Source organism: Delftia sp. Lp-1, from assembly GCF_020523835.1.
GTDB lineage: Bacteria > Pseudomonadota > Gammaproteobacteria > Burkholderiales > Burkholderiaceae_C > Comamonas > Comamonas acidovorans.
In genome coordinates this window covers 811073-831694 of the sequence record NZ_JAJALJ010000003.1, presented here as the reverse complement: position 1 = coordinate 831694, position 20622 = coordinate 811073, and the positions used below count along the sequence as shown (strand labels likewise).

General features: G+C 67.7%; 20 protein-coding genes. 1 reads left to right on the top strand and 19 read right to left on the bottom strand.

The annotated features are described in order from the left end of the window. Window positions 1-29: 29 nt before the first annotated feature. From LGR64_RS24780 to LGR64_RS24740, 9 genes are all read right to left on the bottom strand, one after another. Entirely contained in the window at window positions 30-1004 is a 975-nt protein-coding gene (locus tag LGR64_RS24780) for an NAD(P)H-dependent flavin oxidoreductase (RefSeq protein WP_012203331.1), read from the bottom strand. A gap of 7 nt (window positions 1005-1011) precedes the next feature. Further along, the gene (locus LGR64_RS24775) at window positions 1012-2025 is read right to left on the bottom strand and encodes a Bug family tripartite tricarboxylate transporter substrate binding protein (RefSeq protein WP_230357234.1); all 1014 of its coding nucleotides are present in this window, start codon (window positions 2023-2025) and stop codon (window positions 1012-1014) included. 65 nt (window positions 2026-2090) lie between these two features. Further along, entirely contained in the window at window positions 2091-3110 is a 1020-nt protein-coding gene (locus LGR64_RS24770) for a Bug family tripartite tricarboxylate transporter substrate binding protein (RefSeq protein WP_065347872.1), read from the bottom strand. Between the two features lie 118 nt (window positions 3111-3228). Then, entirely contained in the window at window positions 3229-4485 is a 1257-nt protein-coding gene (locus LGR64_RS24765) for a CaiB/BaiF CoA transferase family protein (RefSeq protein WP_230357232.1), read from the bottom strand. A gap of 42 nt (window positions 4486-4527) precedes the next feature. Next, window positions 4528-5328, bottom strand: coding sequence for an oxepin-CoA hydrolase, alternative type (locus LGR64_RS24760; RefSeq protein WP_013804147.1), 801 nt, complete (start codon window positions 5326-5328; stop codon window positions 4528-4530). Between the two features lie 16 nt (window positions 5329-5344). Next, window positions 5345-6481, bottom strand: a complete 1137-nt coding sequence (locus LGR64_RS24755; protein ID WP_192367222.1) for an acyl-CoA dehydrogenase family protein — start codon at window positions 6479-6481, stop codon at window positions 5345-5347. 20 nt (window positions 6482-6501) lie between these two features. Next, window positions 6502-7698, bottom strand: coding sequence for an acyl-CoA dehydrogenase family protein (locus LGR64_RS24750; protein WP_013804149.1), 1197 nt, complete (start codon window positions 7696-7698; stop codon window positions 6502-6504). 166 nt (window positions 7699-7864) lie between these two features. Continuing rightward, window positions 7865-9046: an acetyl-CoA C-acyltransferase gene (locus tag LGR64_RS24745; RefSeq protein ID WP_043819975.1), complete on the bottom strand. Its 1182-nt coding sequence runs from the start codon at window positions 9044-9046 to the stop codon at window positions 7865-7867. 108 nt (window positions 9047-9154) lie between these two features. After that, window positions 9155-11272, bottom strand: coding sequence for a 3-hydroxyacyl-CoA dehydrogenase NAD-binding domain-containing protein (locus LGR64_RS24740; RefSeq protein WP_088166064.1), 2118 nt, complete (start codon window positions 11270-11272; stop codon window positions 9155-9157). A gap of 275 nt (window positions 11273-11547) precedes the next feature. On the opposite strand from LGR64_RS24740, the gene LGR64_RS24735 reads away from it, so the two are divergent. After that, the gene (locus LGR64_RS24735) at window positions 11548-12465 is read left to right on the top strand and encodes a LysR family transcriptional regulator (protein WP_230357230.1); all 918 of its coding nucleotides are present in this window, start codon (window positions 11548-11550) and stop codon (window positions 12463-12465) included. 1 nt (window position 12466) lies between these two features. Here LGR64_RS24735 and LGR64_RS24730 read toward each other — a convergent pair whose 3' ends face one another. From LGR64_RS24730 to LGR64_RS24685, 10 genes are all read right to left on the bottom strand, one after another. Then, window positions 12467-12826, bottom strand: a complete 360-nt coding sequence (locus LGR64_RS24730; RefSeq protein ID WP_034398157.1) for a YXWGXW repeat-containing protein — start codon at window positions 12824-12826, stop codon at window positions 12467-12469. Between the two features lie 128 nt (window positions 12827-12954). Beyond that, window positions 12955-13380: a type II toxin-antitoxin system VapC family toxin gene (locus tag LGR64_RS24725; RefSeq protein ID WP_063327248.1), complete on the bottom strand. Its 426-nt coding sequence runs from the start codon at window positions 13378-13380 to the stop codon at window positions 12955-12957. After that, window positions 13380-13637 (bottom strand): type II toxin-antitoxin system Phd/YefM family antitoxin, encoded by a 258-nt coding sequence (locus LGR64_RS24720; protein ID WP_180318095.1) that lies wholly within the window; start codon window positions 13635-13637, stop codon window positions 13380-13382. Before LGR64_RS24720 ends, LGR64_RS24725 begins: the two co-directional genes overlap by 1 nt. A gap of 154 nt (window positions 13638-13791) precedes the next feature. Beyond that, entirely contained in the window at window positions 13792-14670 is an 879-nt protein-coding gene (gene htpX, locus LGR64_RS24715) for a protease HtpX (protein ID WP_013804154.1), read from the bottom strand. 82 nt (window positions 14671-14752) lie between these two features. Continuing rightward, window positions 14753-15562, bottom strand: coding sequence for a DUF3025 domain-containing protein (locus tag LGR64_RS24710; RefSeq protein WP_096915117.1), 810 nt, complete (start codon window positions 15560-15562; stop codon window positions 14753-14755). After that, on the bottom strand, window positions 15559-16452 hold the full coding sequence (locus LGR64_RS24705) for an NYN domain-containing protein (protein ID WP_096915115.1): 894 nt from the start codon (window positions 16450-16452) through the stop codon (window positions 15559-15561). The genes LGR64_RS24710 and LGR64_RS24705 overlap by 4 nt, the downstream gene beginning before the upstream one ends. 33 nt (window positions 16453-16485) lie before the next feature. Then, on the bottom strand, window positions 16486-17526 hold the full coding sequence (pyrC, locus tag LGR64_RS24700) for a dihydroorotase (protein ID WP_096915113.1): 1041 nt from the start codon (window positions 17524-17526) through the stop codon (window positions 16486-16488). Between the two features lie 72 nt (window positions 17527-17598). Further along, window positions 17599-18870, bottom strand: coding sequence for an alpha-hydroxy acid oxidase (locus LGR64_RS24695; RefSeq protein ID WP_230357227.1), 1272 nt, complete (start codon window positions 18868-18870; stop codon window positions 17599-17601). Window positions 18871-18872: 2 nt separating this feature from the next. After that, entirely contained in the window at window positions 18873-19856 is a 984-nt protein-coding gene (locus LGR64_RS24690) for a Bug family tripartite tricarboxylate transporter substrate binding protein (RefSeq protein WP_065347864.1), read from the bottom strand. Window positions 19857-19917: 61 nt separating this feature from the next. Further along, window positions 19918-20613 (bottom strand): RraA family protein, encoded by a 696-nt coding sequence (locus tag LGR64_RS24685; RefSeq protein ID WP_230357225.1) that lies wholly within the window; start codon window positions 20611-20613, stop codon window positions 19918-19920. Window positions 20614-20622: the final 9 nt, after the last annotated feature.

The following is a 20622-nucleotide window of genomic DNA, read 5'->3' as shown; positions in this document are numbered from 1 at the left end:
GTTTGCGTAAGCCCTGTGAAGATGGGCGGTCAGCGGGCCAGGCCGGCCAACCGCTCGTTGATCAGTGCATGGGCCTGGTCCATGATGCCGGAGATCAGCTGCTGGACCGTGGGCACGTCGTTGATCAGGCCGGCCACCATGCCGCAGGACCAGACGCCTGCGTCCATGTCGCCGTCATGCATGATGCGCGGATAGACGCCGGCCACCTCGGGCGCGATGTCGGCAAAGGTGATGGCCGCGCCCAGCTCGCGCTCCTTTTGCAGCAGGCGCTCGGTGGCCGGGTTGGTCAGCACGCGCTCGGTGTTGCGCAGCGGGCGCATGACCAGACGCGTATCCAGCTCGCTGGCCGCGACGATGGCCTGCTTGACGTTGTCGTGCACGGGCGCTTCCTGCGTGGCGATGAAGCGCGTGCCCATGTTGATGCCCTCGGCGCCCAGCGCCAGCGCAGCCACCAGCGAGCGGCCGTCGGCCATGCCGCCCGAGGCGACGAAGGGAATCTTCAGTTCTTCGGCCGCGCGCGGCAGCAGGATGAAATTGGGGATGTCGTCCTCGCCCGGATGGCCGCCGCATTCGAAGCCGTCCACGCTGATGGCGTCGCAGCCGATGGCCTCGGCCTTGAGCGCATGGCGCACCGAGGTGCACTTGTGGATGACCTTGATGCCGGCTTCCTTGAGCGCGGGCAGCCATTTCTGCGGGTTGTTGCCCGCCGTCTCCACGACCTTGACGCCGCCTTCGATGATGGCCTTGACGTAGCCCGGGTAGTCGGGCGGGTTGACCGAGGGCAGGAAGGTCAGGTTGACGCCGAAGGGCTTGTCCGTCATCTCGCGGCAGCGCGCGATCTCGCGCGCCAGCAGCTCGGGCGTGCGCTGGGTCAGGCCCGTGATCAGCCCCAGGCCGCCCGCGTTGGAGACGGCGGCGGCCAGCTCGGCCAGGCCCACATGGTGCATGCCGCCCTGGATGATGGGGTGCTCGATGCCAAAGAGTTCGGTGATGCGTGTCTTCATGTCGATGTCACTCCACTGCAATGCCCTTGTCGCGGATCAGCTGGCCCCAGCGCGTGTAGTCCTGCTGGATGCGCTGGCCCAGCTGGGCGGGGTTCTGGTAGGCGGCGATGGCGCCTGCGTTGAGCAGCTTTTCCTGGATGTCCTTGTCGGCCAGGATCTGCTGCACTTCGCTGGCGATGCGGTCGACCACGGCCTTGGGCGTGCCCTTGGGCGCCAGCAGGCCGCCCCAGGAGACAGCGTCGTAGCCCTTGATGCCCTGCTCGGCAATGGTCTTGGTGTCGGGCAGCATGGCCACGCGCTGGGGCGAGCCCACGGCGATGGCGCGCAGCTTGCCGGCCTGGATGTGGGGCAGCGCGGCCACGAGGTCGGCATACATGATGGGTACTTGGCCGCCGATGGTGTCGGTGATGGCGGGCACGCCGCCCTTGTAGGGCACGTGCTGCATGTCGAAGCCGGCCATCTGCTTGAGCAGCTCCATGCTCAGGTGGCCGAAGCTGCCTGCGCCCGAGCTGGTGTAGTTGAGCGCGACCTTCTGCGCCTTGGCGTGGGCGATCAGGCTCTTGAGGTCGGTGACGTCGGGCAGCAGCGTGGGGTTGACCACGATGACGATGGGCAGGTCATAGACCGTGGCCACGGGCGTGAAGTCCTTGACGGTGTCGTAGCCGGCCTTCTTGTACAGGTGCGGCGCCAGCAGCGTGGGCGTGGCCAGCATCATCAGCGTGTAGCCGTCGGCCGGGCTCTTGGCGACCTGCACGGCCGCGATGGAGCCGGAGGCGCCAGGGCGGTTTTCCACCACCACGGTCTGCTTGAGACGCTCGCCCAGCTTCTGGCCCACGATGCGCGATGCCGTGTCGGTGGGGCCGCCCACCGGGAAGGGCACGACCAGCCGCAGCATCTTGCTGGGCCAGCCGGTCTCGGCCAGGGCGCCGCCGGCCATGCCGGCCAGCAGCGGGGCTGCGGCCAGGGCCAGAACGCTGCGCCGCGTGGGGCGTGCCGGGGATGCGGGATTGCGCGTGTACATGAAGTCTCCTCTCAAAGCTGTCTCAGCAGTCGTCGGTGGCGGCCCGCTGCCGCGGGCCGGAAAAATCAATCAAGCTTCGCGCCAGCCTCATCGACCAGCGCCTTCCAGATCGGCATGTCGCGCTGGTAGTTCTCGCGGAAGGCCTGCGGGCTGTTCATCAGCGGCATGAAGCCTGCTCCCACGGTGCGCTCCAGCACCTTGGGGTCCTTGGCGATTTCGCGCAGGTGGCCGTAGAGCTGGTCCACGATCTCCTTGGGCACGCCGGCCGGCGCGCCCATGGCCACCCAGCCGTAGATGGCGTAGGCGTCGTCGGTGACGCCCTGTTCATGGATGGTGGGCAGCTTGGGCAGGATTTCCATGCGCTCCTTGCCCGTGACGCCGATGGCCTTGAGCTTGCCCGAGTCGATGAAGGGCTTGGTGTTGAGGGCGCTGGAAAAGCACATCTGCAGCTGGCCGCCGATCAGCTCCTGGATCATGGGCGCCTCGCCCTTGTAGGCGGCATGGGTCATGTCGGCGTCCATGGTCTTGCTCATGTAGGCACCGGCCAGGTGGGCATACGAGCCCACGCCCCAGGAGCCGTACGAGAGCTTGCCCTTGTTGGCCTTCACGTAGGCCAGCAGCTCCTTCATGTTGTTGGCCGGCACCGAGGGATGGACCACCAGGGTGACGGGCGCCGCCGCGATCTGGGTGACCAGGGCGATGTCCTTTTGCGGGTTGTAGGGCAGCTTGGTGTAGAGGAACTGGTTGATCAGCATGGAGGTGCTGAGCGAGACCAGCAGGGTGTGGCCATCGGCGGGCGCCTTGACCACGGCGTCCGTGCCCAGGATGCCGGCCGCGCCCGCGCGGTTGTCGATGACCACGGGCTGGCCCACGCGCTTGGCCAGGGCCTCGCCGATGGTGCGCGCAATGATGTCGGTGGCGCCGCCCGCGTTGAAGGGCACGACCACGCGGATGGGCTTGGTGGGCCACGCTGCCGGCTTGCCGGCCTGTGCGAGGGCGCTGGTGGCGCCCGTGGCCAGCAGACTGGTGCCGCCGATGGCGGCCAGCCCTTGAAGAATGTCGCGGCGTGTGACTTGGTTGCTCATGGTTTTGTCTCCTGGGTATTGCTGTCTATGGGTGCCGTCTTGGTGCGGCATGCAAACCTGGCGGGTCGGGAGCCGGGCATCAATGGCCCCCGTGGAATCAGTCGCGTGATCGGTCCTCTTATCCCTGTTGCGCGGGGGTCTCGGGCAGGGTCAGCACGCCCTTGGACTGCAGCTGCTGCAGTTGCTCGTCGCTCATGCTCAGCAGCCGGTGCAGCACCTCGCGCGTGCCCTCGCCCAGCGTGGGCGGTGCATGGCGGATGGGCAGGCGCTGGCCGTCCAGGCGGTAGGGCGGCGCGAACACGGGCGTGGTGCCGACCACGGGGTGGGGCATGTCCTGCAGCAGGCCGCCACGGCGCGTGCGCTCGCTGGTCAGGGCCTCGTGCAGACCGGCCACGCGGCCGCAGGGGATGCCGGCGGCTGTCAGGCGCTCCAGCAGCAGATCGCGCGGGAAGGAGCGGATCAGTTCCTTGAGCATGGGGCCCAGTTCCAGGCGGTTCTTCGCGCGGTTGACGTTGGTGGAGAAACGCTCGTCCTCGACGATGTCGGGGCGCATCACCACCTGGCGGCAGAACTTGTCGAACTGGGCGTTGTTGCCCACGGCGATGATCAGCGGGCCGTCAGCGGCCTCGTACATGCCGTAGGGAACGATGGAGGGGTGGGCATTGCCGTAGCGCTCGGGGTCGTGGCCCAGCTGCATGGCGTCCAGGCCGTAGTAGCCGGTGATCATGATGCCGCTGTCGTACAGCGCCATCTCGATGAGGCGACCCTTGCCCGTGCGCTCGCGGCGGAACAGCGCGGCCAGGATGGCCTGGGCCGCGTACATGCCGGTCATGAGATCGACCACGGCCACGCCGAACTTGAGCGGCGGCGTGCCGGCCTCGCCGTTGAGCGCCATGAGGCCGGCCTCGCCCTGGATGACCAGGTCGTAGCCGGGGCGCTTGGCCTCGGGCCCGCTGCTGTCATAGCCGGCCACGGCGCAGTAGATGATGCCGGGCTTGATGGCCTTGAGCTGTTCGTAGCCCAGGCCCAGCTTCTCGGCGCCGCCGGTCTTGAAGTTGTGGATGACCACGTCGAACTGGGGCAGCAGGTCGTGGACGATCTTCACGCCCTCGATGGTCTGCAGGTCCAGCGTGATGGACCGCTTGTTGCGGTTCATGCTGTTGTAGTAGGTGGTCTCGGTCTTGCCGATGCGCAGGCCCCAGTCGCGCGTGTCGTCGCCGCGGCCCGGGTGCTCGACCTTGACCACTTCGGCGCCGAAGTCGGCCAGCACCATGCCGCACAGCGGCCCCGCGAACACGCGCGAGAGGTCGAGCACGCGCACACCCTCCAGCGGGAAGTCGATGTCCTGGTTCTGATCGTTGTGGCTGTCGGCCATGTGCGTTGTCTCCTTGGAAAGTCTTTTAGGTCTTGAGCGGTTTCAGCCGCGCAGCTTGGTGAAGTCGGCAGCGCGCTTTTCGAGGAAGGCGCCAATGCCTTCGCGCGATTCCTCGCTCTCCTGCGAGCGCACCATGTACTGCGCCTCCAGCTCCAGCTGCTCTTCCAGCGTGTTGCGCGGCGCCTGGCGGCACAGGTCCTTGATCAGGGCCATGGCCTGATCGGGGCCGGTGGCCACCTGGGCGGCCAGCGCCACGGCGTCGGCCTGGGCCTGGCCCGGTTCGGACAGGCGGTTGACGGGGCCCAGGGCATGCAGGCGCTCGCCGCTGATGCGCTCGCCGGTCAGGCACAGCTCGGTCAGCACCTGGCGCGAGACGAATTCGGCCAGGAAGGCGGTGGCGCCGCCATCGGGCGTGAGGCCGACCTTGACGTAGGCGACCGAGAACACGGCGTTCTTCGCCGCCACCAGCATGTCGCAGGCCAGGGCCAGCGACAGGCCCGCGCCGGCCGCCGCGCCTTCGACCGCGGCGATCACGGGCTTGGGAAAGTCGCGCACGCTGCGGATCAGGTCATGCAGGCCTTCGAGCTTGGCGCGTCGCTCCTGCACCGGCAGCTCGCGGCGCTTGGCCAGCTGGCGCAGGTCGCCGCCCGCGCAGAAGTGGCCGCCCTCGCCCGTGAGCACCACGGCGCCCACGGTGGGGTCGGTCGCCGCGCTCTTGAGCGCCGCCGAGACGGCCGCGTAGAACTCGGGCGACAGCGCATTGCGCGCGGCCACGTTGTTGTTGGACAGCACCAGCACGGCGCCTTCGCGGCGGGTCAGCAGGACTTGGTTCGCTTCGGTCATGGCGGCTTTCCTTGGCTCAGTGTTGCGAGCCGAGTGCGATGTAACGCGACAGATGGTGGTCCTCGTCGCCGAACTGGTGGTCGATCATGACCAGGCGCTTGGCGTAGTGGGCCAGGGGCAGCTCCCAGGTCATGCCGATGCCGCCATGCATCTGGATGCTTTCCTCGGCCACCAGGGTGCCGATGCGGCCGATGCTGTACTTGGCGGCCGACAGGGCCTTCTCACGCGCCACGCGGTCTTCGTCCGCAATGGCGGCGGCCGCGTTGATCACGGCCGAGCGCGCCTGCTCCACTTCCAGCAGCAGGTCGGCCATGCGGTGCTGCAGGGCCTGGAAGCTGCCGATGGGCACGCCGAACTGCTTGCGCGTGCGCAGGTACTCCAGCGTCTGGTCCTTGGCCACGTCCATGGCGCCCACGGCCTCGGCGGTCAGCGCCAGCACGGCGTAGCCGCTGACACGTTCCAGCAGGGGCAGGCCCCGGCCTTCTTCGCCCAGCAGTGCGTCTGCGCCGACCTGCACCTTGTCCAGCACCAGCTCGGCCGCGCGGCCGCCTTCGATGCGGTTGTAGCCGCGCTTTTGGATGCCTGCGGCATTGCCGGGGACCAGGAACAGGCTGATGCCGGCCTCGTCGTACTGGCTGCCCGAGGTGCGGGCCGAGACCAGCAGCAGGTCGGCCTTCTCGCCGAAGGCGACCACGCCCTTGGCGCCGTTCAGCACCCAGCCGTCGCCGCTGCGCACGGCCGTGGTGGCGACGTTGTTGAGCTCGTAGTGGCTGCCGGGCTCGTCATGGGCCAGGGCCGCGATGGACGTGCCGCCGATGATGGCTGCCAGTTGTTCCTTTTGCGCATCGCTGCCAGCCGCGATCAGGGCCTGGCCCACGACCAGGGCGCCCAGCAGCGGCTCGGCCACCAGGCCGCGGCCCAGGCATTCGAAGACCACGCTGATGTCGAAGCCCTGGCCGCCGAAGCCGCCAGCGTCCTCGGGGAACAGCGCGCCGATGGCGCCGATGTCCGCGAACTGCCCGTACAGCAGCGGGCTGTGGCCTTCCTCGCCATAGGCGACGTGGTTGCGCGCCTCGATGGCGTACTGCTCGGAGACGAAGCGGTTGAGGCTGTCCGCCAGCATGCGGCGGTCTTCGGTGTGTTCGAAGTTCATGTTCCGTTTTCCTTGCCGGATCAGAGGCCGAGGATCATCTTGGAGATGATGTTCTTCTGGATTTCGTTGGAGCCGCCGAAGATCGACAGCTTGCGGTAGTTGAAGTACGCGGCGGCGGCCGTGGCGGCAGCCGCGTCGCCGATGGCAGGCTGGTCGTAGCCGGCCTGCAGGGCCTCTTCGATGAAGGGCGCGGCGTACGGCCCCATGGCGCGGCGCACCAGGGACAGGATTTCCTGGCGGATCTCGGTGCCGCGGATCTTGAGCATGGAGCTTTCGGCGCCCGGCACGCCGCCGCCGGCCACGGCGGCGATCACGCGCAGGTTGGTGGTCTTCATGTTCTCCAGGTCGATCTCGACCTTGGCCAGGCGGGCCGCAAACAGCGGGTCCTGCGTCAGCGGCTTGCCGTTGCGCAGCATGCGGCCGGCGACGGCCTTGAGCTTTTCCAGGCCGGCCACCGAGAAGCCCACGCCCGCGATGTTGGTGCGCTCGTAGGTCAGCAGGTACTTGGCGTAGGTCCAGCCCTTGTTCTCCTCGCCGACCAGGTTCTCCACGGGCACCCTGACGTCGGTGAAGAAGACTTCGTTGACCTCGTGCTCGCCGTCCAGCGTGATGATGGGGCGCACTTCCACGCCGGGCGAGTTCATGTCCACCAGCAGGAAGCTGATGCCCTGCTGCGCCTTGGCCTCGCGATTGGTGCGCACCAGACAGAAGATCATGTTGGCGTGCTGGCCCAGCGTGGTCCAGGTCTTCTGGCCGTTGACGATGTAGTGATCGCCATCGCGCACGGCCGACGTCTTGACCGAGGCCAGGTCCGAGCCCGAACCCGGCTCCGAATAGCCCTGGCACCACCAGTCGGCGCCATTGAGGATGCGCGGCAGCCAGTGGGCCTTCTGCGCCTCGTTGCCGTACTTGATCAGGACGGGGCCCAGCATGCTCAGCCCGAAGGGCACGATGCGCGGCGTGCCCGCCAGCGCGCATTCATGCTCGAAGATGAATTTCTGCACCGCGCTCCAGCCCGGGCCACCGTGCTGCTCGGGCCAGTGGTTGGCCAGCCAGCCGCGCTCGTTGAGGATGGCGTGCCAGCGCTCCATGTCCTGCTTGCTCAGTTGCAGGCCATTCTTGACCTTGTGCGACAGGTCCTCGGGCAGCTTGTCCTTGAGGAAGCCGCGAACCTCATCGCGGAAGGCCAGTTCTTCAGTCGTAAATTGCAAATCCATTGCTATTCCCCAGTAATCCGTGGCGTTGTAAGCCGTTTGCAGCCCTGAAATTGGCGTGCCCTAAGCGAGGGACGCCGAGCAAGGGCCGCCCCGCAGCAAGGGCGTCGTTCCCCTCCCGCGAAGCGAGAGAGGGGGAAGCGGCGCCAGCCGCTCAGGGGGTGCTTATTCAATAAATTTCGAACAGGCCTGCGGCGCCCATGCCACCTGCGATGCACATGGTGACCACGCCCCACTTGGCCTTGCGGCGCCGGCCTTCCAGCAGGATGTGGCCCGCCAGGCGCGCACCCGTCATGCCGAAGGGGTGGCCGATGGAGATGGCGCCGCCGTTGACGTTCAGGCGCTCGTTGGGAATGCCCAGCTTGCGCTGGCAGTACAGGGCCTGGGAGGCGAAGGCCTCGTTGAGTTCCCACAGGTCGATGTCCTCGACCTTGAGGCCGTGGCGCGCCAGCAGCTTGGGGACCGCGAAGACGGGGCCGATGCCCATTTCGTCAGGCTCGCAGCCGGCCACGGCAAAGCCGCGGAAGGCGCCCAACGGAGACAGGCCCAGGCGCTCGGCCTGCTTGGCTTCCATCAGCACGCAGGCCGACGATCCATCGGACAGCTGCGAGGCATTGCCGGCCGTGATGAACTGGTCCGGGCCCTTGACGGGTTCCAGCTTGGCCAGGCCTTCCAACGTGGTGGAGGCGCGGTTGCAGTTGTCCTTGGTGGCGACCACGTCGCGGTAGGTGATCTCGCCCGTGTCCTTGTTCTTCTCGGCCATGCGCGTGGCGCAGGCAATGATTTCGTCCTTGAACAGGTCGGCGGCCTGGGCGGCGGCCGTGCGCTGCTGGCTTTGCAGAGAGAAGGCGTCCTGGTCCTCGCGGCTGATGCCGTAGCGGCGCGCCACGATGTCGGCCGTGTCAATCATGGCCATGTACAGCGCGGGCTTGTGCTCGACCAGCCAGGGGTCCATGTCGGTGGGCAGGTTGTTGCCGGGGCGGATGCCCGAGATGGTCTCGATGCCGCCGGCCAGCATGGCGTCCACGCCCTCGGCCACGATGCGGCCCGCCGCGATGGCGATGGACTGCAGGCCCGAGGCGCAAAAGCGCGTGATGGTCGTGCCCGCGATGGACAGGGGCAGCTCGGCGCGCAGCACGGTCTGGCGGCCCAGGTTGCGGCCCTGGAAGCCGTCGGGGTTGCCGCAGCCCAGGATCAGGTCCTCGATCATGGCCGGGTCGATGCCCGAGCGCTCGACCGCGGCCTTGACCGAGAAGGCCGCCAGCTGGGCGGCGGGCGTGACGTTGAACTCGCCGCGGTGCGACTTGGTCAGGGGCGTGCGGGCAGTGGAAACGATGACGGCTTCGCGCATGGTCGGTCCTTGCTTGTCTCTGGAAAATTGTTGTGGTTGTGCACGGCCCTGCCCGCTCTGCGTTGGACGGAGCGGGTCAAGGGCATGGCGGGGAAACGCGGGGGCGGCTTACGCCGCCTTGTTCAGGCTTTCGAAATCGCGGCCTTCTGCCACGAGCTTTTCGAGCAGGGGAGCGGGCTTCCAGAACAGCGCGTCTTCCTTGGCGAATTCGCGGATGTCGGCCAGCACCTTGTCCAAACCTTGCATGTCGGCCCACTTCATGGGGCCGCCACGAAAGCGCGGGAAGCCGTAGCCGGACAGGAAGGTCACGTCCACGTCCAGCGGGCGCAGGGCAATGCCCTCCTCCACCACCTTGGCGCCTTCGTTGACCATGGCGGCCATGTAGCGGCGCATGATTTCCTCAGGGGTGAACTTGCGCGGCGTCACGCCCTTCTTGGCGCGCTCGGCATCGACGATGGCAAGCACTTCGGGGTCGGGCTGCCCGACGCGCGCGCCCTGCGGGTAGAGGTAGAAGCCACGGCCCGTCTTCTGGCCGAACCAGCCGCGCTCGCAGACGCGGTCGGCCACTTCGACGTAGCGGGCCTTGGGATCGCGCGTGGCCGCGCGCCGCTTGCGCGTGGCCCAGCCGATGTCGCCGCCGGCCAGGTCGGTGACCTGGAACGGGCCCATCGGGTAGCCGAAGCCGCGCACGGCCTCGTCGATCTCGTAGGGGCTGGCGCCGTCTTCCATGATGTAGTCGGCAGCCTGCTTGTAGACGGCCAGGATGCGGTTGCCGATGAAGCCGTCGCAGACGCCGGCACGCACGGGCACCTTCTTCATGCGCTTGGCCAGCTCGAAGGCCGTGGTCACCACGTCGGGCGCCACCTTGGCGGGCACCACGATCTCCAGCAGCTTCATGATGTTGGCGGGGCTGAAGAAGTGCAGGCCGATCACGTCCTGCGGCCGCGCGGTGGCGGCGGCAATGGCGTCGATGTCCAGGTAGGAGGTATTGGTGGCCAGCACGGCGCCGGGCTTGCAGACGCGGTCCAGTTCCTTGAACACGGCCTTCTTGACTTCGAGGTCCTCGAACACGGCCTCGATCACCAGGTCCACATCCTTGATGTCGTCATAGGAGGTGCTAGGCGTGTAGCGCGCCATGACGGCGGCCTTGGCCTCCTCGGTCATGCGGCCCTTGGCGATCAGGCCGTTGTAGACCTTCTCCACATTGGCCTGGCCGCGCGCGATGGACTCGGCGTCGCGCTCGATCATGGTCACCGTGAGGCCTGCGTCCAGCGCGGACACCGTGATGCCGGCGCCCATGGTGCCGCCGCCGATGACGGCGATCTTGGCAAAGTGGCGCGGCGCAGCGGCCTTGGCTTCGGGAATCTTGGCGGTTTCGCGCTCGGCGAAGAAGGCGTGGATCAGGCCGGCGCGCTGCGGGCTGTTCAGGCATTCCACGAACAGGGCGCGCTCCTTGGCGATGCCTTCGTCGAAGGGCAGCTCCACGGCGGCGCGCACGCATTCCACGATCTTCAGCGGCGAGAACAGGCCGCGGCTCTTCTTGGCGGTGTCGGCGGCCAGCGCGTCGAGTTCGGCCAGGGCGGCGGCCTTGTCGGCAATCTCGATGTCACGCGTGCGGCGCGGCGCGGTATTGGTTGCCAGCAGCTCGTTGGCGTAGGCCAGGCCTGCGGCCGTGGCGTCGGTGCCGTCCACCAGCTTGTCCACCAGGCCGGCGGCCAGCGCGGCCTTGGCCGACAGGTGCTTGCCGCTGAGCATGAGGTCGGCTGCCGCCTTCACGCCCATCAGGCGCGGTGCGCGCTGCGTGCCGCCGGCGCCGGGCAGCAGGCCCAGGTTGACTTCGGGCAGGCCGAGCTTGGCAGCCGGCAAAGCCAGGCGGTAGTGGGCCGACATGGCCACTTCCAGGCCTCCGCCCAGGGCCGGGCCATGGATGGCGGCGACCACGATCTTGTCGGAGGCTTCGAGGCGATTGAGCACCTCGGGCAGCGAGGGCGGCATGGCGGGCTTGCCGAATTCGCGGATGTCTGCTCCGGCGATGAAGGCCTTGCCCTCACCCACGATGAGCACGGCCTTCACGGCGGCATCCGATTCGGCCTGCTCCACGGCAGCCAGCAGGCCGGCGCGCACGGCCTGGCCCAGGGCATTCACGGGGGGGTTGTTGATGCTGACCACCAGCACGGCACCATCAAGGCGGGTCTGGACCACGGAAGCCTGGGCTTGTTCGCTCATCTGTATGTCTCCGAACTTGGGTTTTCCACTCAAAACATCCATTCTTGCTACGACAATGGTTCTTTACAATCCCATGAATGATTGACAGACTGTAAAAAAATCTTTGACATTGAGGCGCTTGCGCGCCTTCCCCCTCTATTCGCTGCGCGAGGGAGGGGGACGACACCATCGCTGCAGGGCGGCACGGCCGGCGTAGGCCCTTGCTGGGTGTCCCTGGTTTTGGAGCCCCGCCCATTTCATAGGCTGTGGGCGAAGCAAAGTATCTGGACATATCCATGGATCTGAACTCGCTGACCCTGCTGGTGGAAATCATCGATAGCGGCAATCTGAGCCAGGCGGCGCGCAAGCTGAAGATGACGCGGGCCAATGTGAGCTATCACCTGACGCAGCTGGAAAAATCGGTGGGGGTGCAGCTGGTGCGGCGCACCACGCGGCGCGTGGAGCCGACCGAGGTGGGGATGCGGATGTACGAGCATGGCCGCGCGATCCAGAACGAGATGATGTCGGCGCGCGAGACGATCACGTCGCTGGGCCAGGGGATGGCGGGGCGCGTGGGGCTGAGCGTGCCCAGCGGCTATGGGCAGATCGTGATGAGCGACTGGCTGATCGAATTCAAGCGGCTGTATCCGGGCATCGTGCTGGATGTGCTGTTCGAGAACCGCGCCGACCATTTGCGCGACGAGGTGGACATCGCCATCCGCGTGATCCAGGAGCCGCCGCTGTCGGTGATTGCGCGCAGCCTGGGCAATGTGCACTACGTAGCCTGCGCCTCACGCGAGTATGCGCAGCAGCACGGCCTTCCCGCCACGCTGTACGAGCTGCGCAACAGCCCGCTGATCACGGCCGGAGTGATGGGCCGCCAGCTGCGCCTGTCGGCCTACCAGGGCACGGAGCGCCAGGAGGTGCTGCTGGCGCCGACCATGATCTCCGAGCACTTCCCGTTCCTGCGCCAGGGCATTCTGGCGGGCCTGGGCGTGGGCCTGGTGCCCGACTACGTGGTGCAGGACAAGGTGGCCAGCGGCGAGGTGGTGCTGACCCTGCAGGAGTACCGCCTGAGCATCTTCGGCACCCACATGTACCTGCTGTACCTGCCCGACCGCCACCAGACGCGGGCTGTGCGCACCTGCATCGACTTCCTGCTGGCCAAGGCCGGCCAGGGCGGCAGCGGCAGCGGCGACGCTGCCGCCACCTGAATCAGCGGCGGTACCAGCCGCCCGGGCGCTGGTACCAGCCACGCGGGCCATGGTCCCAGCCGTGCGGACGCCAGCCATAGCCGGGGTGCGGCGGCGCGGCCCAGTAACCGGGGCGCCATGCATAGCGGCCACCGCCCCAGCCCCAGGAGCCACCGATCCAGACATGGACGGGCGAGGGAGCGACCGGAATGACCTCGGTCTGCAGCGGCGGCGGCGCCATGGGCGCGTAGACCACCTCGCCCGAAGGACCTACGGGATAGGCAGGCGCCACCACGCAGCCGGTCAATGCCACGGTGGCGGCAGCCAGGACCAGGGCCGGAACCAGGCGACGGCCCGGCGTTTGAATCGATACAGACTTCACGATGCACTCCTGGCCGCGCTTAGTGCGGCCATGCAGATACAACGAAAAAGCCCCTGCCGGTTGTTGACAGGGGCTTGTGAAGCCTGGGTAAAGATCAAGTCTGTCTGTACGTGAGGTTGAGACGGGCCCTACATCCAAGGGTTCAAGACGCGCACTCCATGAACATGGAACGGCTCGAAATCCTTGATGTTGCGAGTGACCACGCACAAGCCATGCACCTTCGCCGTGGCCGCGATCAGGCTGTCGGCCAGCGGCCGCGGCGCAGGCACGTGATAGGCCGCGTTTTCCATGGCAACCATCGCATCCACTGGCAGCACACGCCCCTGAAAGGCCGTGAACACGCGTTCCACCAGCCAGCGGCGCAGCACCTGCCCGGCAATCGGGTCTTGCCGGGCTTTCAACTGCACGCCTTTCTCCAGCTCCATCAGCGTGATCGCGCTGATGAAAAGGGACTCGGCCGCGACCGATTGCGCCCAGGCCACAACGCCATCGTTCGCGCGGCCCGACGATGCCTTGCGCAGTTCGGAAACGATGTTGGAGTCCACCAGATACATCAGGACAGGTCCACGGCGCGCGGCAAATCCTTCGTCCGCTCAATGTCGAAATCGATATCGGCGGCCTCGGGCATGTCCAGCAATTGAAGAATGTTCCGGGTCTGCCCCGACAGTTCACGGAATTTCTCAATGCTCATCAGCACGTGGGCAGGTTGCCCCCGGTCCAGGATGTAGACCACGTCATCACCGCTGGCCGCTTTCTTGGCAGCGGAAACATGCTGGTTGAATTCACGGCTGCTGAAGGTCGAAATCTGCATGACGCACCTCCGTCAAAGAAAATGCTTGTACGTTACTACATTCGCAAAAATGCAGCACCGGACAAGCATTTCTGATGGGGCTTCGGGAAGCGGAGCCCAGTCGATGACCGGGCTCCCACTGGACAGGCTCCAGCGTGTCGAACCTGATCCTGAATCAGAGGTTCTGCGCGTTCTGCAGCGCGGCAATGCGCTCTTCGATCGGCGGGTGGGTCGAGAACAGCTTGCCGATGCCGCCGGCAATGCCCATGGCGGCCACGCTCTTGGGCAGCTCGCCGGGGTGCATGCCGCCCAGGCGGGCCAGGGCATTCATCATGGGCTGCTTGCGGCCCATGAGCTGGGCGGCGCCCGCGTCGGCGCGGAATTCGCGCTGGCGCGAGAACCAGGCCACGATGATGGCGGCCAGGAAGCCCAGCACGATGTCCAGCACGATGGTGGTCACGTAGTAGCCGATGCCGGGGCCCGAGCTGCTTTCGTCGTTCTTGCGCAGGAAGCTGTCCACGGCATAGCCGATGACGCGCGACAGGAAGACCACGAAGGTGTTCATCACGCCCTGGATCAGGGTCATGGTCACCATGTCGCCATTGGCGATGTGGGCGACCTCGTGGCCGATGACGGCCTCCACCTCTTCGCGCGTCATGCCTTCCAGCAGGCCCGTGGACACGGCCACCAGGGCCGAGTTCTTGAAGGCGCCGGTGGCGAAGGCATTGGGCTCGCCCTCGTAGATGCCGACTTCGGGCATGCCGATGCCGGCACGGTCGGCGAAGCCGCGCACGGTGTTGACGATCCAGGCCTCATCGGCGTTGCGCGGCTCGTTGATCACGTGCACGCCCGAGCTCCACTTGGCCAGCGGCTTGGAGATCAGCAGCGAGATGATGGCGCCGCCAAAGCCCATGATGAAGGCGAAGCCCAGCAGGGCCCCGAGGTTCAGGCCATTGGAGGTCAGGAAGCGGTTGACGCCCAGCAGGCTGGCGACGATGCCCAGCACCACCACGACGGCGACGTTGGTCAAAAGAAAAAGTGCGATGCGTTTCATCAGTGGGTTCTCCACAAAGTGGGGAAAGGGGGAAGGATCTGGGCCCTACAGCGTTGAAAAGTGAGGGCCCCACCGGCTGTTTTCAAGCCGGGTCCTGCGCCGTTGCCATTCCTTGTTGTGATGCTTGTACGGAACGGGGCGCCCGGAACACGAGAGAGTCATCATAGAAGGAAAAGTTCTCGTTCTCGCGCCACCAGCCGGGCACGCCCAGCACGGGCAAGGGTGCAAAAGGCTTGCACGCCAGGGTGTCGGCCTCCAGCCAGATGCTGCCGGCCAGCCAAGTGTCGATATCCGCTGCGGCAGAAGCTGGCATGGCGCCTGCACCATCCGTGTGCACGCACAGCACATGGGCCGTGATGGGCTTGCGCGGCTGCACCAGCTTTTCCAGCAGCGCATGGCCTATGGGCAGCAGCCTGGCCTGGAGCCACAGCGCGCGCCGCTCCACGAAGAGCTGGTGCCAGCGCCGGTGGCGCAGCGCCTCGCACAGCGCGGCCGGCGCCAGCAGCAGGGCGCCGTTCTCGTCCAGCACGGTGACGGCATCGCGCAGCGGCCCGCGCTGCGCACCCACGCCCGCCTGGGCAATGGCGCCGGCCTGCAGGGCATTGCAGCGCTGCTTGAGCGCGGGCCAGCGCAACCAGATCAGGCCGTTGAAGAAGTCATGCAGGTTGTCGCGCGTGGGGATGCAGCGCGTCTCGAAGATGAATTGTTCGTAGGCTGTGCCTTCGGGCAGATCGTGCTGGGGCACAAAGCGCCAGGGCAGCGCCTGTGCGTCGGCCAGTGACTGCAAGGCCTGCCAGACCGGCCGGCCCTGCGCCACCTGCAGGCAGGCTGCCCTGCCCTGCGTTTGCAGCCCCTGCAGCCAGGGCGCATTCCAGTCGATGGGAAACGTCAATTGCCGGACGGCCTGGACTGCGCCTTGGCCAGGCGCTTGTCGCGCACGGCCACGCGCGAGGTGCCTTCGTCGCGCATCTCGAACGCCTGCGTGGCCGCCAGCAGCTTGGTGAGCGTAGCGTAGCCGTAGTTGCGCGCATCGAACGAGGCCTTGTTGCCGATCTGCGCGCCCACGGCGCCCACATGGGCCCAGCCGCTTTCGTCCTGCGTGGCGTTGACGGCGCTGCGCAGCATGCTCAGCAGGCGCGTGTCCTGGCGCAGTTCCTGCGAAGGAACACGCAGGCAGGGGCGCTGCGGCTCGGGAGCGGGCAAGGAAGCAGGTGCCTGCTCGGCCTGGGCGCGCTCCTTGCCCGTACCAGTGGGGGGCTGCACCGCAGCTGCAGCCACGGGCGGCACCGCCGCCTGGGCTGCCTCATGCGCGGCGTCCTGGCCATTGCCATTGGCTGGCGCCGCCTCGCCCAACGCCTCCAGGTACAGAAAGCGCGAGCAGGCATTGACGAAGGGCTGGGGCGTCTGCGCCATGCCGAAGCCGTAGACGGCCGCGCCCTTGGAGCGCAGGTGCATGACCAGTGGCGTGAAGTCGGCGTCGGAGGAGACGATGCCGAAGGCGTCGGGCCGCTCGGTGTAGAGCAGTTCCATGGCATCCACGGTCATCGCCATGTCGGTGGCGTTCTTGTGCTTGGAGTAGTCGAACTGCTGCATGGGCCGCAGTGCGAAATCGAGCAGCTTGCGCTGCCAGCCGCTGAGCGAATGCTTGGTCCAGTTGCCGTAGGCGCGGCGGATGTCGATGACGCCGAAGGTCGACAGCTCGGTCAGGATCTCGTCGATCATCTCGGCCGGCGCGTTGTCGGCGTCGATCAGCAGGGCGATGCGCGGTTGCGGCTCAGGCATGGCAATCCTCTGGCGGGTGGCAGTCCCGCCAGCTTAAACCAGCTTCCAGGGCAGGGCTTCGCCGGAGCGCAGCGGCTTCAGTTGCGCCTCGCCGAAGGCGAAGCTGTCCGGCGGCGTCCAGCTTTCGCGCACCAGGGTGACCTTGCCGGTGTTGCGCGGCAGGCTGTAGAAGTCCGGGCCGTTGAAGCTGGCGAAGGCTTCGAGCTTGTCCAGCGCACCGGCATTGTCGAAGGCCTCGGCATACATCTCGATGGCGGCATGGGCGCTGTAGCAGCCGGCGCAGCCCGTGGCGTGTTCCTTGAGATGGGCCGCGTGCGGCGCGCTGTCCGTGCCCAGGAAGAACTTGGGCAGGCCGCTGGTGGCCGCCTCCACCAGGGCCAGGCGGTGCGTTTCGCGCTTGAGCACGGGCAGGCAGTAGTAGTGCGGACGGATGCCGCCCGTGAAGATGGCGTTGCGGTTGAACAGCAGATGCTGGGGCGTGATGGTGGCGCCCACGAAGCGGTCGGCCTCGGTCACGTACTGGGCGGCTTCGCGCGTGGTGATGTGCTCGAAGACGATCTTAAGTTCGGGGAAGTCGCGGCGCAGCGGGATCAGGTGCTGGTCGATGAAGGCGGCTTCGCGGTCGAACAGGTCGATGTCGCTGCTGGTGACTTCGCCGTGCACCAGCAGCAGCAGGCCTTCGCGCTGCATGGCTTGCAGCGTGGGGTAGATCTTGCGCAGGTCGGTGACGCCGTGGTCGCTGTTGGTGGTGGCGCCAGCCGGGTAGAGCTTGCAGGCCACGACGCCGGCGGCCTTGGCGCGCACGATTTCCTCGGGAGGCAGGTTGTCGGTGAGGTACAGCGTCATCAGCGGCTCGAAGGCCATGCCTTCGGGCACGGCCGAGAGGATGCGCTGCTTGTACTCCAGCGCCTGCTCGGCGGTGGTCACCGGCGGCTTGAGGTTGGGCATGATGATGGCGCGCGCAAACTGCGCGGCCGTATGCGGCACCACGCTGCGCATGGCTTCGCCATCGCGCACGTGCAGGTGCCAGTCATCGGGACGGGTGATCGTGAGGGTGTTGGTGGAGGCGGTCATTCCGCCATTTTCCCATCGCCGCGAAACCGCGGGCCAATTGCGGGGCACGCCACCCTCGGGACTGGCGCGTGGCTAACGCGGTCGCAGGTGCTGCGGCCCCAGCTCCTGCAGGTTTTGCACGCCGATCAGGGCCATGTTGCGCCGCATCTCGGCCGCCAGGATGGCGATGGCGTGCAGCACGCCGGCCTCGCCGCCCACGGCGCCCGCATAGTTGAAGGGCCGGCCCACGAAGACGAAGTGCGCGCCCAGGGCCAGCGCCACCAGCACGTCGTTGCCCCTGCGAAAGCCGCTGTCGATCATCACCGGGTAGTCCGGCCCCAGCGCACCCACCACCAGGGGCAGCATGTGCAGGGGCGCGACCGCGCCATCGAGCTGGCGGCCGCCGTGGTTGGACAGGATGATGGCGTCGGCCCCGGCATCGCGCGCGGCCAGCGCGTCCTGCGGGCTGAGGATGCCCTTGACCACGAGGCGGCCCTTCCAGCGCCGGCGTATCAGGGCCAGGTGCTCCCAGCTCAGGTGGTCGCGTGCGCCGAAGTCGCGCGTGACGGTGGACGAGAGAATGGGCGCGCCGCGCGTGGCCTGCGAGTTCTCGAAGTGCGGCATGCCGTGCCGCACCAGGGTGCGCAGCGCCGTGCCCAGCAGCCAGCGCGGATGGGTGATGCCCTCCCACGCCAGGCGCAGGCCGGGCCGCAGCGGCGTCGAGAAGCCCGCGCGGATGTTGTTCTCGCGGTTGCCCGACACGGGCGTGTCCACGGTGACGACCAGGGTGGCGAAGCCTGCGGCCTCCACGCGCCCCAGCAACTGCACGATGCGTTCGGTCTCGCCGGGCACATAGGCCTGGAACCAGGCCTGGGGATTGGCCTGGACCACCTCCTCCATGCGGATCAGCGAGGTGCCGCTCAGGATGGCCGGGATGCGGGCGGCCGCCGCCGCGCGCGTTTGCACCAGGTCGCCCCGGTAGGCCGACAGCGCGCTGATGCCCATGGGCGCGATGCCGAAGGGCGCAGCCCAGGTCTGGCCCAGCAGCGGTGTGGCCAGCGTGCGGCGCGAAGTGTCGGTGAGCACGCGCGTCACCCAGCGGTGGGCATCGAAGGCCTCGCGGTTGGCGCGCAGGGATTTGTCGGTCTCGCAGCCGCCGCTGACGTAGGCGAAGATCGGCGCAGGCAGGTGGTGGCGCGCCGCCCGCTCGAAATCATCGAGCGACAGGATGCGCCTGAGCCTGCGCGGCGTGGAGGAGGCCTGGCCCGCGCCCAAGAGTGCGGGTGCGGGTGCGGGTGCGGGTGCGGGTGCGGGTGCGGAGGAACTGGGGGTGTCGAGCCGGTCGACCTCGATTGGGGCTGCCATGGTCAGTTGATCTGGAACTTGCCCTCGCGGATCAGCTTGCCCCATTTGGCGTGCTCGCTGCGAATCCACTCGCCGAACTGCGCGCCATTGGCGGGCGTGGCCATGCTGCCTTCCTGGGCCAGCTTCTCTTTGACCTCCTTGGTGGCCAGCAGCTTCATGGTCGCGTCGGCAATGCGCTCGGCGATGGGGGCAGGCAGGTTGGCCGGCCCCACCAGGCCCAGCCAGGTGGAGGCCTCGAAGCCCGGATAGCCCTGCTCGGCCACCGTGGGCACATCGGGCAGGGACGGCACGCGCTGTGCGGAGGTGACGGCCAGCGCACGGATCTTGCCCGTGGCCAGCTGCGACATCACCGACACCGTGTTGCCGAAGTACAGGTCCACCTGCCCGCCCATCAGGTCGGTGAGCGCGGTATTGGCACCCTTGTAGGGCACCTGCAGCACCTCGATGCCCGCCCGGCGTGCCAGCATTTCCCCGGCCAGGTGGCCTACCGTGCCATTGCCTGCCTGGGCGATGCCGTAGGTGCCGGGCCTGGCCTTGGCCGCCTTGATGAAGTCCTGCAGGTTCTTGAAGGGCGAGTCGCGCCGCACGGTCAGCACCACGGGCTGCAGGGCCACGCTGGCGATGGGCGTGAAGTCCTTGAGCGCATCGAAGGGCATCTTGGCGTAGAGGCTGGGATTGATGGCCAGGTTGGCGGCCTGCCCCATGCCGATGGTGTAGCCGTCCGGCGCGGCCTTGGCCACGGCATCCAGGCCGATGTTGCCGCCCGCGCCGGGCTTGTTGTCTATGACCATGGTCCAGCCCATGGCGATGTTGAGCCGGTCGGCCACTAGGCGCGAGGTGGCATCCGTGCCGCCGCCGGGCGGAAACGGCACGACCAGGCGCACGGGCCGCTGCGGCCATTCGCCCTGGGCCAGCGCCAGTGCAGGGAAGGCCGTGGCCAGGGCGGCGGCAGCGCCGCCCAGAAGATGCCGTCTGCGCATTGTCATTGTTTGTCTCCTTGGAATCGTTATGGCGGGAAAAAGTCGGGCGCAGCCTGCGCGCGGGACGCTAGACCGGCAGGCCCTTGGCGCGCAGCACGGCGTCGAAGCGCTCGGGGTCGGCCGTGCCGCTGCGGTTGGTCTCGCGGATGACGGCCTCGCGGGCCAGGTGGGCCTGGCTGCGGCGCAGCACCTCGACGGCCTCGGCCGCGGGCACGGCGATCACGCCGTCGGCATCGCCCACGATCAGGTCGCCGGGCAGCACGGCCAAGCCGGCGCAGGCCACCGGCACATTGATCTCGCCCGGGCCATCCTTGCTGGGCCCGCGGTGCGTGTGGCCGCGCGCAAAGATGGGCATGCCGTCCTGCGCCCATTCGCACAGGTCGCGGATGGCGCCGTCGATGACCAGGCCGCCCAGGCCGTGCGCCAGGCAGGTGGTGCGCATCAGGCCGCCGACCAGGGCCTGCGAGACATCGCCACCGCCGTCGATGACCAGCACATCGCCGGGCTGCACCATCATCAGCGCCTTGTGGATCATGAGGTTGTCGCCGGGCCGCACGCGCACGGTGACGGCGGGGCCGCAGAGAACGGCCTCCAGCCGCGCGTGGTACTGGCGCAGGCCGATGGCGCCGACATTGCGGCTCATGGCGTCGCCGATGGCGGCCACGGGAATGGCCTTGAAGGCCTGGACGACGCCGGCCTCGGGGCCTTCGGCGCGCGGATGGATGCGGTAGCCCGCAGGCCATTGGCTGGATGGGGTGGTCATGGCAAATCT